The 14,116-nt window shown below is 69.6% G+C and carries 11 protein-coding genes; 2 read left to right on the top strand and 9 right to left on the bottom strand.

The features are described 5' to 3' along the window. Positions 1–107: 107 nt before the first annotated feature. Positions 108–896: a site-specific integrase gene (locus VFZ09_RS07645; RefSeq protein ID WP_329726829.1), complete on the top strand. Its 789-nt coding sequence runs from the start codon at positions 108–110 to the stop codon at positions 894–896. Between the two features lie 91 nt (positions 897–987). Here the strand turns inward: VFZ09_RS07645 and VFZ09_RS07640 are convergent, their stop codons facing one another. From VFZ09_RS07640 to VFZ09_RS07620, 5 genes are all read right to left on the bottom strand, one after another. Beyond that, a complete protein-coding gene (locus VFZ09_RS07640; protein ID WP_329726828.1) occupies positions 988–2,331 on the bottom strand; it encodes a hypothetical protein in 1,344 nt (447 codons plus the stop codon). Positions 2,332–2,534: 203 nt separating this feature from the next. Next, a complete protein-coding gene (locus VFZ09_RS07635; protein WP_329726827.1) occupies positions 2,535–3,479 on the bottom strand; it encodes a transglutaminase domain-containing protein in 945 nt (314 codons plus the stop codon). 6 nt (positions 3,480–3,485) lie between these two features. After that, the gene (locus VFZ09_RS07630) at positions 3,486–4,028 is read right to left on the bottom strand and encodes a DUF350 domain-containing protein (protein WP_329726826.1); all 543 of its coding nucleotides are present in this window, start codon (positions 4,026–4,028) and stop codon (positions 3,486–3,488) included. Between the two features lie 121 nt (positions 4,029–4,149). Further along, on the bottom strand, positions 4,150–5,871 hold the full coding sequence (locus VFZ09_RS07625; protein WP_329726825.1) for a hypothetical protein: 1,722 nt from the start codon (positions 5,869–5,871) through the stop codon (positions 4,150–4,152). Positions 5,872–5,942: 71 nt separating this feature from the next. After that, a complete protein-coding gene (locus VFZ09_RS07620; protein WP_329726824.1) occupies positions 5,943–7,265 on the bottom strand; it encodes a glycosyltransferase family 39 protein in 1,323 nt (440 codons plus the stop codon). Between the two features lie 198 nt (positions 7,266–7,463). On the opposite strand from VFZ09_RS07620, the gene VFZ09_RS07615 reads away from it, so the two are divergent. Beyond that, a complete protein-coding gene (locus VFZ09_RS07615) occupies positions 7,464–9,542 on the top strand; it encodes a thioredoxin domain-containing protein (protein ID WP_329726823.1) in 2,079 nt (692 codons plus the stop codon). Positions 9,543–9,633: 91 nt separating this feature from the next. Here VFZ09_RS07615 and VFZ09_RS07610 read toward each other — a convergent pair whose 3' ends face one another. From VFZ09_RS07610 to VFZ09_RS07595, 4 genes are all read right to left on the bottom strand, one after another. Then, entirely contained in the window at positions 9,634–10,893 is a 1,260-nt protein-coding gene (locus VFZ09_RS07610) for a hypothetical protein (RefSeq protein WP_329726822.1), read from the bottom strand. An 87-nt stretch (positions 10,894–10,980) separates the two neighbouring features. Beyond that, entirely contained in the window at positions 10,981–12,525 is a 1,545-nt protein-coding gene (locus VFZ09_RS07605) for a transglutaminase-like domain-containing protein (RefSeq protein ID WP_329726821.1), read from the bottom strand. 36 nt (positions 12,526–12,561) lie between these two features. Next, positions 12,562–12,945 carry a GNAT family N-acetyltransferase gene (locus VFZ09_RS07600; RefSeq protein ID WP_329726820.1) on the bottom strand — a complete coding sequence of 128 codons (384 nt, stop codon included), beginning with the start codon at positions 12,943–12,945 and terminating at the stop codon, positions 12,562–12,564. Next, entirely contained in the window at positions 12,899–14,029 is a 1,131-nt protein-coding gene (locus VFZ09_RS07595) for a D-alanine--D-alanine ligase (protein ID WP_329726819.1), read from the bottom strand. The genes VFZ09_RS07600 and VFZ09_RS07595 overlap by 47 nt, the downstream gene beginning before the upstream one ends. Positions 14,030–14,116 lie beyond the last annotated feature (87 nt).

Here is a 14,116-nt window from a genome sequence, read left to right as displayed (position 1 = left end):
CTCTTGCTGCCCTCGCGCACCAGTCGGACCGCATCGGCCCTGTACTCCGGGGTGAAACTCCGCCTCTTCCTTCGCTCCATGAACACTACCTCCCGTGTAGCCGACTTATGAGGTGTGTCCACAAAACCGGGGCAGGCTCACTGCGCGACCTGTCCACCAAGACGGTGAACAACGTCCTCACGGTGTTCAACCGGCTGTTGAAGGTGGCCGTGGAGTGGGGCGTGCTCGACAAGCTGCCCGCGAGCATCAAGCTGTTGAAGGCGCCCAAGCCCACCATGGCCTTCTACGACTTCGCGGAGTACGAGCGGCTGGTGGAGGCGGCGGGCAAGTTGGACTGGCGCATTCAGCTCATGGTGCTCCTCGGGGGTGATGCGGGGCTGCGCAGCGGGGAGATCATCGCGCTGGAGTGGCCGGACATCGACTTCCGCCGGGGCCAGCTCCACATCCGGCAGGCCGAGTGGCGCGGCCACGTCACCGTGCCCAAGGGCGGACGGGATCGCCGGGTGCCGATGACGAAGCGGCTGGCGGCGTTGTTGGCGGCCAACCGTCACCTGCGAGGGGCCCGGGTGCTCTACCGCGACGACGGCGAGCCCGTGGCCAGGGCCACCGTCTCCCGCTGGATGAAGAAGGCACAGACACGGGCCGGGCTGCCGGTCACCGGGGCGCTCCACATCCTCCGGCATACCTTCTGCTCGCGGCTGGCGATGCGTGGGGCTCCCGCCAAGGCCATCCAGGAGCTGGCGGGCCACGAGAGCCTCACCACCACGCAGCGGTACATGCACCTCACCCCGGCGGCGAAGGACGCGGCCATCAGCCTGCTCGACACAGCGGACCCCCAGCTTTCTGGAGACATGCTGGAGACGGGCTCCGCGACGCCGGGAAAGACAGGTGGATGAGAAAAGGCGAAGGGCCCGGAATCGTTGAGGTTTCCCTCTTGATTCCGGGCCCTTCTATTGGCGAGGAGTACGGGACTTGAACCCGTGCCCCCTACCGCGTCTCACTCAGTCCCGAGGGACACACGGGCTGCCCGCCACTGGAGAAATAGGCCTTCGAGCGCCGCACGAAGTTCCCGCCATCGGTGGAGGGATTGGTCTGTCCTTCCATGCCGGCGCCAAACACCATGCCGAACCCATGAGCGGCGGCGACCTGGTCGGGGTGGTCGAAGAAGTAGTCCAGCCGGTTGTCGCGCCACTGCTCCCAGGTGCCGGGCAGGGACATGTTGCCCACGGGGAGCTGCCACCACAGGTGGGGCTTTCCGAGCCGCTCGGAGAGGGCCTTGGACCACGTGAAGGCCTGGCGGAAGCTGGGGTAGTTGAAGTTGCTCGGGTCCCACCAGCGCCGGGTGCCCGTGGTGACCTCGTACCACTGGGCATCGCGGTCACTGGCCTCGACGACGACGAAGTCTCCCTCGGCGGCGCCGCACAGGCTCAGGAAGTCGGCCACCTTGCGGGCCTCGACCGTTACGTCGAACAGCGGGTTGGTGTTGAGGTGGGCGTCGATCTTCGTGGCCCACGCCGAGGCATGCAGGCCCACCTTGGCGTTGGGTGCGTACTTGCGAGCCATGGAGATGAGGCAGCGCCCCATCCCAGCCACCGAGTTCGGCAGATGCCCGCAGTCAGTGGGATTGGCCGAGGCGACGGCCGCGGGCAGCAGGCGGGGATCCACGGCGAGGAACTGCGCGTAGGCCCAGAAGTCCGGCTCGAGGTGGAGCAGCGCGGTGGAGCTTCCAATCTGCTTCAGCACGAAGCGCCAGTCGTTGAAGTAGCGCCGCATGAGCGAGACATCCACCACCCGCAGCACCTCGGCGGTCCCATCGACGGCGCCGCTGGCGTGGAGGATCTCATAGTAGGTGATCATCGGAATCTGCCGGCGGGCGGCGGCGGCCTGGAGGAAGTCGCGCAGGTACTGCCCCGGGGCCTGCTGGTCCCACTGCCAGCAGCCCCACCACGCGCAGCCACCGCTCGCGTTGGAGCAGGAGTGCGCCTGGGCGGTGCAGCTCAGACACGAGCCACAGGGCTCGGCCGAGTCGAACAACCCACCCGCGAGGTACAGGTAGCGGACGTCGAACGGCGCCTGCGAGGCGATGGCATCGCTCATCTTCCCGCCGACGAGCACGCGGCTCTTTCCGAGGGCGGACAGCAGGGGCCCGGCGAGGCAGCCCGGGGTGGCGAGCCCGTCACTCCCCGTGAGGGCCTGGGCCACGTGTTGTGGCTCGGGAGCGGGTGCCTCGAGGGCGGCTTCGTCCTCCTGCTCGGGAGGCAGCGCGAGGCAGGCGGGTAGGGTCCACAGGCCGAGCAACGACAGGATGAGCCAGCGGGAGATGGACGGCACGGCGACCTCCGGTAAGGGGTGCCCACCACGCACTCCGGTGCGACCCGAGTGTCGAACGGGACGCAACGGAGCGAGCCAATGCGAGTGAAGAAGTACGGTGGATGAAGAAGGGCTCGGCGGGGGGGCGCCTCGGGGTTGGGAGGTGAAGCTTCGTCCCCGGGCGTGCTCGGGGAACCCACCCTTCGGGCCAGATGCCGCTTCGACTACTCCACGTCTCCGGGCACGGGAGTGTCCACCCCATCAACAGGCGAGCCCGTCTCCCCGGGCAGTTCCGGCAGGGGCAGAACCTTCCACAAGTGGGGCTTGTCGTGCTGGGGCGGAATCATCCCGAGGGGCCATCCCTCGGTGGTGAGCTCCGCGTAGCGGTACACGCGGCCGCCGAGGCGGAAGGGCGGGCCGCGCACGTGCACGGGCAGGGCCACGCCCACGGCGGCGTGGGCGAGCGGGTCCGAGTAGAGGATGGCCGCGTCGATGCCCGCCTGGCGCAGCAGCATCACCGCGAGCACGGCCTTGGAGTCGCAATCGCCCTCGTCCCGCGCGGCGACGAGCGCGGGCGGGATGACGCCGAAGGGCTCTCCCTCGGGCTCCACGTAGTGGATGCGCTGGACGAAGCTGATGATGAGCTCGGCGGCCTCCAGGGAGTCCAGGTGCCGCGCGCGGATGTGCTCGACGAAGCGGGTGCCCAGCGCGTGCACGGGCTCGGCGTTGCTGCGCATGAGCTCGGCGTAGATGCAGCGCATGTCCTGCTGGCACCCGGGCGGGGCCTGGTAGGTGAAGCGGGCGTGGCTCAGCGCGCGGAAGCGCATCTTCCGGCCATAGGCCCGGTGCTGCCCCTCCAGCGTGCTCGCGAGCGACGTCCCGAGGCCGTAGCCCACCCGGTACTCGGGAGGCAGGAGCGACTCGGCGCGCCACTCATAGGTGCGGGCCTGGCTCAGCGGCGTGGAGTCGGGCACGAGCACCATGCCGAGGTGGGTGCCCCGGGTATCGGGCAGCTCGGGAGGCAGGGCCGAGCCTGGCGCGGGGGTGTGCGAGCCGACTCCGGGCGTAGCGAGCCAGCGCAGCCCGAGGAAGCAGCAGCTCGAGACGAGCAAGAGGGCGAGGAAGAGCTGGAGGAGCGTCTTCCGCGGGCTGGTCGGCGGGTCGGCCAAGGACGGTCAGGAAGGAGACTGGAAGGTGGAGGGGGGAAGCTCGGGGAAGGGGATGAGGCCGTTGAGGGTGGCCTGGAGGCCCGGCGCGGTGAGCTGCGCGAGCACGAGGAGGATGGCGGCCAGCACGAGCGCGAGCGCCACGTTGCCGCGGCGCACCTCGGCGAGCTCGTCGACGCCGGGAGTCATCTTGTCGAAGAGGAGCACGCCGAGCGCGAGCACCCCGGTGCCCACGAGCAGGGCCACGCCCACGTGCGTGAGGGCGAAGAAGGTGAGCCGGGCCAGGGCCCCGGGCGCGACGGAGGTGCCGCGGAAGGTGAGGTCCACGGCGTCGAAGGTGGCGCCGACGGCGTTGTTCACCAGCACGCCGAGGGCGAGCAGGCTGGCGGCGTGGACGATTCCGGCGGCGGCATTGCCCTGGCGCAGGTCGACGGTCGGGTCCGTGCCGAGCAGCCGGTTGAGACCGCGGAACGCGAGCCAGATGCCGAGCGCGGCCACCAGCCCACCGAAGATCACCTTGGACAACCCGATGGCGACGAGGAGCAGGTTCATGGGAGCGGGTTCACTCTAGGAGGAAGCCCGCGGGGACGGAATCATTCAACGTGCTCCCTCTCCCTCTGGGAGAGGGCCGGGGTGAGGGTCTGCTCGGCCGCTCACCCCGATTCCCGGTTTCTCACTTCGTCTCGCGCAGGATCATCAGACCGCGGGAGGTATCGACGACGTAGATCAGGCCCGCGTTGAGGGGGGTGACGTCCGGCGCCTTGGGGACGCGGATGCCGATGGCGCCCTCGTAGAAGCCCAGGCCGCGCATCGGGTCCTCGGAGCGGAAGGTGTTGAAGTAGCCGATCTCCCGCGGCTGGGCGGGGTTGGCGACGTCGAGGACGCGGACACCCTCATGGTAGTAGGCGATGTAGAGCCGCTTGCGGGCCTCATCGAGGATCATGTTGTGGATGGAGGCCTCCTCGCGCAGGCGGTAGCGGGAGATGAGCTTCACCTGCGTGGGGTCGGTGACGTCGAGCACGCGCAGGTGGGCGCCCCAGGTCTCGCCGCCCTCGAAGGCGATGAGCCGGTCCACGTAGGTGCCCACGGCGCCCGCGTGGCTGCGGGCGTAGCTGAGCATCGGGCTGCCATCGCGGTGGATGCCGTAGCGGTAGCTACCGAGCGCCACGGGCCCCTGCTCGTTGCTCAGCTGGGAGACGTCGCTGATCTGCATGCCGTAGGACCAGTAATAGCTGTACATCCGGCCCTTGTAGACGAAGGCATCGTGCACGTAGGCGTACGGATAGGACTCGGCGCCGGGCGGCACGTAGCGGCCGAGCAGCACGGGCGCGGTCGGCGTGGAGATGTCATAGATGCGCGTCGGAGCCCCCATGGCGTAGAGGTGGTTGCCCTCGACGAAGACGGTGTGGGCGTCCACGTTCTCCTGGACCTGCACGTGGGAGAGGACGGGGTTGGCGGGGTTGGAGATGTCGTAGGTGATGACGCCGTGCTTGCCGCTGGCGATGTACAGGGCGTCTCCCTTGGCCCAGACGCCGTTCCAGTAGCCGTTCTCGGCGGAGATCTGATTGACGAGCCGCGGGTGCGCGGGGTTGCTCACGTCGAAGACCGACAGGCCGCCCCAGCCCTGGTACGAGCCCTCGAGCGACACGACATACGCGTGACTCTTCGTGACGTAGACGTCCACCGGGAGGCCGAAGGTGTAGCTCGGGGCGTACATGTCGTTGATGGGCGACTCGGAGACGAGCGTGAGCCCGTTGGCTTCGCTCTCGTTGCGCGCGGGCACGATGCGGGCCGTCTTGAAGGTGCCCACCTCCGTGGTCTGCCCGTTGCGGCACACGGCGTAGCACCCGGTGACGTGGTTGGTGTCCTGGGCCTCGCAGCCGGCATAGCCCCACGTGACGTTGCTCGTGCCGCCGTCCGCGAGCCGGCTCGTGGTGTGCCGCGCCACGAACCAGGTGTCATTCGCGAACTGCTTGGTGAGGTTCATGGTGGGGCTGAGTGTGGACCAGCTGTTGAAGGTCTCGACGCCGCCGTCATTGCGCAGCGAATGGCTCTGCATGTAGTAGCGCGCGCCGCCATCGTTCTGCTCGCCGCGCAGGTGCGTGGTGAAGACGCCTTCCTGGCTGGCGCCGCCGAGCGTGGAGCGCGGGCACGCGGACAGGTCGAAGCTGGGGAGCTCCCCACACTGCGTGCCCGTGGTGCCCTGGATGAAGTGGCAGTTGGCGAGGGGACCGTTGGCCTCGAAGTCCCCCGTGTCGACGGCGCCGCCATCCACTCCGGCGTCCAGTCCGGCATCGCCGCCGTCACAGGAGTCGTCCTTGCACTGGGGGTCGGGACATCCGGTGGCGAAGACCAACGGGAGAAACAGCAGGACGGCGAGTCGGCTGCGCTGCATCGCGTGCTCCACGGAAGGGAAGGAGCGGCGCAGCATAGCGGATGTGGCGGAGCGGCCGTCCGGGCCGGGCCTCAGGGCCTCGCGTCGCGCAGCCGCCAGACGAAGAAGGTGTGCACGCGGCGCCCCCGGAAGTCGGCGGGCAGCTCCACCGGCCCCTCCACCGAGGCGAAGCGCGCCGTCAGCTCCTCGGGAGGCGGCTTGTCCTCGGTGAGCCACAACGCGTCCTGGCCGGGCGCCACCGCCGGTCTGGGCCAGAGGTCATACTGGCTGTAGCGGGCGCCGCCCGCGGTGCTCGTGGGCAGCCGGGCGTACCGGGCCACCTCGGAGGCGAGCTGGTAGCTGGGGGAGAACACGCCGGCCACGTCCTCGCGCTCGAGTCCGGGGAAGAGCCGCGAGGGCTCGGCGAGCCGGGCCAGCACGGACCAGCCGTGGGTGCGGGCCAGGGGCACGTCGCGCTCGAAGCGCAGCACGGGGAAGAGCAGGTGCGAGCCCACCGCGAGCACTCCGGCCAGGTTGACGAGCGCCGCGGCGCGGAACCACCCGGGGCGCATGCCCGCGAGTCCCACGCACGCGGAGAGGTACGCGGCGGCCGGCCAGTTGGCCTCGCCCCGGGTGCGGATGGACGCGTAGCCGAAGAGGAGCAGGGGAGCGGCCGCCGCCGCGCGCAGGAGGAACTGCTCCCTTGGGCCGCGGAGGACGTACACAACGGTCAACGCCAGCAGCACGGGGCCGCCGAGCGCGAGCTGGCCGGCGAGGAACTCCCCGAAGCTGCGCCAGCCCCCGGTGCCCCCGAGGCCGTGCTTGAGCTGGAAGGCGAAGCCCACCCAGTCATGCCGCGCGTTCCACAGCACGACGGGCAGGAAGAGCAGCACCCCGAGCAGCGCGGTGAGCCACGCTCCCGCGGGCAGGCGGCGCGCGCGCACGCAGGCGGCGACGAAGGCCGCGGCGAGCAGGACGCCCGGGTACTTGGACAGCAGCGCCAGCCCGCAGGCGAGCCCCGCCAGCACCCACCGCTCGCGGTACAGCGCCCACAGCGCGAGCACCCAGCAGAGCAGCAGGGGCGTGTCGGGCGTGGCCCAGACTCCGGCGAGGACGCCCGCGGGCACCACGCTCCACAGCGCCGCCGCGCGCCAGGCCGCTTCCCTGTCTCCGTACACGTCCCGGGCGAGTCCCCACACCGCGGCCACGGTGCCCGCGCCGCACAGCAGCGCCGTGAGCCGGATGCCGAGCGCGGCGATGAGCCAGGCCACCAGGGGCGGGTGATCGTAGTAGCCCCAGTCGAGGTGCTGGGCCCACTGCCAGTAGTAGGCCTCGTCGAAGTAGATGTCCGTGCCGAAGGCGAGCGCGAGCCGCACCCCGGCGCTCACCGCCAGCAGCACGAGGCTGAGCGTCACGGGGGAGGGGGCACGGGTGGGGAGGGGCTCGGCCACGACCCAGGACAAAGCGCAACCCGGGGCATTTGCCCAGCCCCTTTTCCACCCGGCCTTGAACACTCGGAAGGGTACCGGGGGACACGCACGCTCGGAGGCGCTTGCTCGCGCCGTGTGCGCCCCTTATCACAGTGAGCCCGCCCCCTTCGTCAGGAGCATCCCGTGGCCCAGCTTCCGTCTTCCGGTGCGAAGAACCGCCTCGCGCGAGAGCCGTCGCCCTACCTGCGCCAGCATGCGTCGAACCCGGTGGACTGGTACCCCTGGGGGGACGAGGCCTTCGCGCGGGCCCGGGCGGAGAACAAGCCCATCCTGCTGTCGGTGGGCTACTCGGCCTGCCACTGGTGCCACGTCATGGCGCACGAGTCCTTCGAGGACCCCACCATCGCCGGGTTGATGAACGAGTGGTTCATCAACGTGAAGGTGGACCGCGAGGAGCGGCCGGACGTGGATCAAATCTACCAGGGCGTGGTGCAGCTGATGGGGCAGGGCGGTGGGTGGCCGCTGACGGTGTTTTTGACGCCGGACCTGCTGCCCTTCTACGGGGGCACGTACTTCCCGCCGGGAGACAAGTACGGGAGGCCGGGCTTCCCGAAGGTGCTGGAGGCGCTGCACAACGCGTGGACGGCGAAGCGCGAGGAGGTGCTGCGGCAGTCGGAGGAGTTCCGCGAGGGACTGGGCGAGCTGGCCGGCTACGGCCTGGACGCGGTGGCGGGGACGCTGAAGGGCGAGGACATCGTGGCCATGGGCGAGTCCATGCTGCGCCGGGTGGACGGGGTGAACGGGGGCTTCGGTGGCGCGCCCAAGTTCCCCAACCCGATGAACGTGGCGCTGATGCTCCGGGCCTGGCGGCGCAACAGTGGCAACGAGGCGCTGAAGCAAGCGGTGTTGCTGACGCTGGAGCGGATGGCGCTCGGCGGCATCTACGACCAGTTGGGGGGAGGGTTCCACCGCTACTCGGTGGACGAGCGGTGGACGGTGCCGCACTTCGAGAAGATGCTGTACGACAACGCACAGCTGCTGCACCTGTACACGGAGGCGTACCAGGTGGCGCCGAGGCCGCTGTGGCGCAAGGTGGTGGAGGAGACGGCGGAGTACGTGCGGCGCGAGATGACGGACGCGCGCGGCGGCTTCTACGCCACGCAGGACGCGGACAGCGAGGGCGAGGAAGGGAAGTTCTTCGTCTGGAAGCCCGAGCAGGTGAGGGAGGTGCTGACGCCGGAGCTGGCCGAGCTGGCGCTGCGCCACTTCCGGCTCTCCCCGGGAGGCAACTTCGAGCACGGCGCGACGGTGCTCGAGGCGGTGGTGCCGGTGGAGACGCTGGCGAAGGACTTCCAGCTCCCGGTGGAGGAGGTGGCGGCGCGGCTGGGGGAGGCCCGGCGCAAGCTCTTCGAGGCGCGGGAGAAGCGGGTGAAGCCGGGGCGGGACGAGAAGATCCTCGCGGGGTGGAACGGGCTGATGATGCGGGGCCTGGCCTTCGCGGGACGCGTCTTCGAGCGGGCGGACTGGGTGGACGTGGCGCGGCGGGCGGCGGACTTCCTGTTGAAGGAGCTGTGGGACGGGCAGCGGCTGCTGCGCTCGTACCAGGAGGGGCAGGCGCGCATCCCGGGGTTCCTCGAGGACTACGGGGACCTGGCCTCGGGGCTGACGGCGCTGTACCAGGCCACCTTCGAGCCGAAGTACCTGGAGGCGGCGCAGGCGCTGGTGAAGGCGGCGGAGGCGCGCTTCTGGGATGGGGAGAAGCAGGCGTACCTGACGGCGCCCAGGGAGCAGCAGGACCTGGTGGTGGCCACCTACGCGACGTTCGACAACGCGTTTCCCTCGGGGGCCTCGACGCTGACGGAGGCGCAGGTGGCGCTGGCGGCGCTGACGGGCAACAAGCAGTACCTGGACCTGGCCGAGCGCTACGTCTCGCGCATGCGCGAGCAGCTGCGGCAGAACCCGATGGGCTACGGGCACCTGGGACTGGCCGCGGACGCGCTGGTGGAGGGCGCACCGAGCGTCACCTTCTCGGGGAGCCGGGAAGCGGTGGAGCCGCTGCTGTCGGTGACGCGGGCGGCCTACGCTCCGACCTTCGCCTTCGCGTGGAAGGAGCCGGGAGCGCCGGTGCCGCCGTCGATGCGGGAGACCTTCGAGGGCCGCGAGCCGGTAGGAGGCCAGGGCGCCGCGTACCTGTGCCGCCACTTCGCCTGCGAGCCGCCCATGAAGGATCCGGGCGAGCTCGCGAGAAAGCTCACTTCATGAGCGGAGCCCATGGCCCTGTGTGGCCATGAGCGTCCGCTCCTACCCGAAGCGAGCGATGGCTTCCGCTCGCTCCGGGCTCACCATCCGAGGCTCAGAAGAGCTGGATGTAGTTGAGCTGATCGGAGCCGCCCGTGCGCAGGTTGGATACGTCGCCCACGCTGTAGCCGGCGACGGCCGGGCACGCGCCCACGCCACCGATGGCGCGGATCTCGGAGGAGGACGTGGTGCCGCGCGGACGCACGATGATGCCGCTGAAGTTGACGTAGGTGCCGCGATCATCCGGATCGAACGGCCGCTCCGCCTTGAAGCCCAGCGTCAGCGTGAGGCCGTCGGTGGAGATGTCCGCGGTGACGGACTCCGACACGCCGTTGGTGGTGGAGCCCGCGGGCGTCGGGTAGATGGCGCCCGTGACACCGTCGGCGTCCGGGAAGCCGATGGAGGCCGTGGCGTACTGGCAGTCCGCCGTGCCCGGGACGATCTCCACGGCGCGGTTGAAGGTGATGATCAGCTTGCCGTCCGCGCCCATCAGCTTGCTGGTGTCGTCCGCGTTGGAGCGCACCGCGTAGAGCAGGGTGTCGGTCGAGCCGCTGGTGGTCATCGTCATGCGCTGCTCGGCCTGGCTCACGCCGGCCGTGAAGTTGCCCTGTCCCGACAGCGTCAGCCCGTCCATGGACTGCGCCATCACCGCCTCGCAGCGGTAGCTCGCGCCATTGACGAGCGCCGAGCCCGGGATGGCCGCCACGCCATCCGCATTGGTCGTGGCGGTGACGGTGGTGGTCCCGGTGGTGACCGGATCCATGAAGATGCCCGACACCTGCAGCGTGTTGGCGGTCGTCGGCGTGTACTGGCAGATGACCTGCGCGTTGGGCACCGGGTTGTTGTTGAAGCTCACGTTGAGCCGGTAGTCCACCGAGAAGCCCTTGGGGAACAGCCGGATGTTGGCCACCTTCTGCGCGTGCTCCTGATCGTAGTCGAGCAGCGCGTAGGTGTACTCACCGACGAAGCGCTCGTAGCCCGGGGCCTGCGCGAAGACGGGGATGGTCATCCCCTCGGGGATGTTGTCGATCTGGAAGCAACCGTCCGCCTCGATGGCGTTCTTGTCGTTCAGATCGCCGCGGCCGCACGGCTTCGCCCGGCGGAACTCACCGTCGATGATCGCGTACACCTGGCTCGTGGCGTCGGCGTCGTCGCCCAGGTTGCCCTTCTCGCCCGTCTCCTTGAAGAAGTTCAACCGCTGACCGGTCTGGCCGTCCACGATGAAGCCCACGAGCCGGCCACTGTTGGCCTCGCCCTCACAGCCCGCGAGGGCGAGCAGCGAGACCGCCAGGAACTTCTGAGTCAACTTGTTCATGTAACCCCCGTAATGATTGCCACAAAGGCAGGGGCTCCATAGTCGACTCCCCAACGTGTTGCCAAGAGGGGGGGTTCCTGGCCCCCCCTATTTCACCTCGACGACCTTGAGGGAGCCGATCAGCGGGGTGATTTCCGCGTTTGCCTCCTGGCCCACCCCGAAGTGGGTGGCATCCGCGACTTCCTGGTTGAAGGTGGGGTCCATCTGGGTCCACTCGCCCACGAAGGCCTCCACCCACTCGTGCCAGTAGAGGGCGGGCACCCCGTCCTGGTTCACCATGTAGATGACGCCATCCACCCTCCGTGCGGGGATGCCCGAGGCGCGCAGCAGGGACACCGTCAGCAGCGAGTGCTCCGTGCAGTCCCCCTTGCGTTGACGCAGCACGTCAGTGGCCCGGTCCGCGCTCGCCCCGTAGTCCTTCTTCAGGTTCGTGGCCACCCAGCCGACGATCTTCTTCGCCGCCGTGTAGGCGTCCTTCTCGGTGCCCACCAGCTGCGCGGCCAGCTCGCGGATCTGCGTGCTGTCGCTCTCGACGATGATGGAGCTCTTGAGGTTCTCGCCGCCCTCGGGGTCCTTGAGGGGCCTGGGCGCGAGCTTCTTCGGCTCGGGGGGCCGCGCCGACAGCGTCACCAGCACGCGCCCGTCCGGCTGCGCCTGGTACGTCTGCCGGTAGGTGTCGCGCTGGAACTTCTCCGGCAGGTTCTCCACCACCAGCTTCACCTGTCCGGGGATGGCCTGCGCCTCGGGGGGGAGGGCCCTGGGCAGCACGACGCGCGTGAGGCCGAACACCTCCACCATGTCCAGCCGCTTCGCCACGTCCTCGGGCTCGGCGCGGGCCTTCATCGTCTGGCCGTACTCCAGCTCCAGCAGGCGTCCGTCCTCGGCCACCCACGCCGTGACGGGCACCTTCTCCTTCTCCGACAGGCTGACGGCCTTGCCCACCTTCACCTTGACGCCGCTGATGAGCCGCTCCTCGGCCGGTTGCACCGTGGTGCTCATCTTGTAGGTGCCGAGGTCCGTCCCATCCAGCGCGCTGCCGCTCACGCTCGTCTGGCGCAGCAGCGCCACGCGCACCTGGTCGGCGTCCTCCACCAACTCCGTCGTGGCTGGCAGGTTCACCGTCTCGTCCGGCAGGCCCGGACGCTTGCGCACCACGCTCATCCCGCCGGCCATCACCGTACCCACCAGCGTCTGGTTGCCGCCGTCACCCCGCTGCTCGATGGTGAAGGCCACCAGCTTGCCGCCGGGCCGCGACTCGTAGATGCGCTCTTCCCGGTGGACGCGCTCGGAGAGCCGGGCACCCACCTGCGCCTTGAAGTGCAGCTCGTTGATGCTGCGCACCCGGTCCGCGCGGCCCGGGACGAGGGCCAGGTCGTTGAAGACGTAGCCCACCTTCTTGTCCACCAGGTAGAGGCCCAGGTACTCGCCGCCCTGGGGACGGGGGGCCTTGAGCACGTCGGACACGGTGGCCGGAGCCTGCGCCTGTTGCGCCTGCTGCTCCTGGGGCTGCTGCGTCGTCCGGGCCTGGACGGGGGCCGCCCGGGGCGCGGGCTCCTGCTGCTTGCACTGCACGAGCGCCAGGCTCAGCAGCGCGGCGCCCACGGGAAGGAGGACTCTGCTGGGAAGTCGCATCGCTGGCTGCGCTCCGGCGCGGGGGCGGGTGGCTCGTCAGACCCGCTTGGTGAGGATGATGAGGTCGTCGCCAACCTTGTAGAAGTCGCGGATGCGCGCCTCCTCGGTGTACTTCATGGAGGCGTAGAAGCCGCGGGTGGGACCGTAGGCCTCGGTGGCGCTCGTCTCCACGCGGATGATGCGGGCCTGGATGCGGCGCAGGTCCGCCTCCATGCCGGAGATCAGCGAGGCGCCGATGCCCTGCCCACGCACCGTCGGGTCGGACGCGATCCAGTACAGGTCGTACGTCCCCTCCGTCATCGGCGTGGGGCCGTAGCACACGTACCCCACCAGCGAGCCGTCCCGGTCCGCGACGAGAATCTTGTAGTCGGGGTTATTCGGCTGAAGCGCGAGATCGACGAGCTCGATCGCGACTCCCATTTCTTCCTGCGAGAACGTTTCGATTCGACGGATCAGGGAGGCGAGTGGCTCCCGGTCCTTTCCTTCGAGCGGTCGGATGTCCATGGGCATGGGCTCTCTCTAGTGCGATCTCGACCAGCCGGTTGGCCAGTGCGGGGTAGTCGATGCCGGCCACGCGAGCGGCCTTGGCGAATCCCGCCTCCGGGTGGAGGTCGCAGTTGGGGTTGATGTCGATGACGTAGGGCACGCCCTCCGGAGTCACCCGGAGGTCCACGCGGCCGTAGTCCTGGCACTCGAGGGCGGCGAAGGCATCCATCGCCGTGCGCACCAGGCGGGCCTCCAGCGCGGCGTCCTCCAGCAGGCAGGGCGCGGTGGGGGTGTTCTGGTAGTCGGGCGACTCGGACTCCCACTTCGCCGCGTAGGTGACGATGTTGGGCCGGTCCTCGAAGAGCTTGCCGAAGCGGATCTCCGTCAGGGGCAGCGCCCGGCGCGGGTGGTTGCCCAGCAGCGGCACGTAGATTTCGCGCCCGGGGATGAACTGCTCCACGAGGGCGGGCTGGTGGAAGGTGCGCAGCACGGCCTCCACGGCGCGGCCCAGGGAGGCCCGGTCGTGCACCACCGAGTCGCTCGTAATGCCCACGCTGGCGTCCTCGCGCGCGGGCTTGACGATGAGCGGGAAGGGCAGCTCCAGCGTGGCCACGTCCTCGACGCGGTCCAACCGGGCGAACCCCGGCGTGGACACGCCGCGCGCCTTGAGCAGCTCCTTGGCCTTGTCCTTGTGCAGCGCCAGCCCCAGCGAGAGCGCCGGCGAGCCGGTATAGGGCAGCCCGAGCATGTCCAGCAGGCAGGGGATGACCATCTCGCCCCGGGCATCCGCGGCCACGGACTCGCAGAGGTTGATGACCAGGTCGGGCTGCATCCGGGCGAGCGTGTCCACGAACTCCAGGCCGGAGCCCTCGACGGCGAGCGGCTCGGCGTGGGTGTCCCCGTGGGAGAGGGCGTCCGACAGGGCGGAAGCCACGCGCGTCACGTCTTCTCGCGCCTCCCGACCCGGGTCGTCCTCCAACAGCTCATGGTCTCGGTTGTACAGGATGGCGATATGCATGCGCGGTGCGTGTGCGGCGGCGAGGGTTAGCACGTCCCCCCGGGGGATGACAGTTCACAGATGGCCCGTTTGGCTGGCCGCCGAGCT

Origin of the sequence: Archangium sp., from assembly GCF_036277355.1 — a bacterium.
Lineage (GTDB): Bacteria > Myxococcota > Myxococcia > Myxococcales > Myxococcaceae > Archangium.
Note: the sequence above shows the minus strand (reverse complement) of the source record. Positions and strands in the feature narration are given on the sequence as shown.

Bases quoted from the DNA above. Each gene is read 5' to 3' on its own strand.
- VFZ09_RS07595 (WP_329726819.1), bottom strand. From the start codon at position 14,029: ATGCATATCGCCATCCTGTACAACCGAGACCATGAGCTGTTGGAGGAC.
- VFZ09_RS07610 (WP_329726822.1), bottom strand. From the start codon at position 10,893: ATGAACAAGTTGACTCAGAAGTTCCTGGCGGTCTCGCTGCTCGCCCTC.
- VFZ09_RS07625 (WP_329726825.1), bottom strand. From the start codon at position 5,871: ATGCAGCGCAGCCGACTCGCCGTCCTGCTGTTTCTCCCGTTGGTCTTC.
- VFZ09_RS07605 (WP_329726821.1), bottom strand. From the start codon at position 12,525: ATGCGACTTCCCAGCAGAGTCCTCCTTCCCGTGGGCGCCGCGCTGCTG.
- VFZ09_RS07645 (WP_329726829.1), top strand. From the start codon at position 108: ATGAGGTGTGTCCACAAAACCGGGGCAGGCTCACTGCGCGACCTGTCC.
- VFZ09_RS07630 (WP_329726826.1), bottom strand. From the start codon at position 4,028: ATGAACCTGCTCCTCGTCGCCATCGGGTTGTCCAAGGTGATCTTCGGT.
- VFZ09_RS07600 (WP_329726820.1), bottom strand. From the start codon at position 12,945: ATGGGAGTCGCGATCGAGCTCGTCGATCTCGCGCTTCAGCCGAATAAC.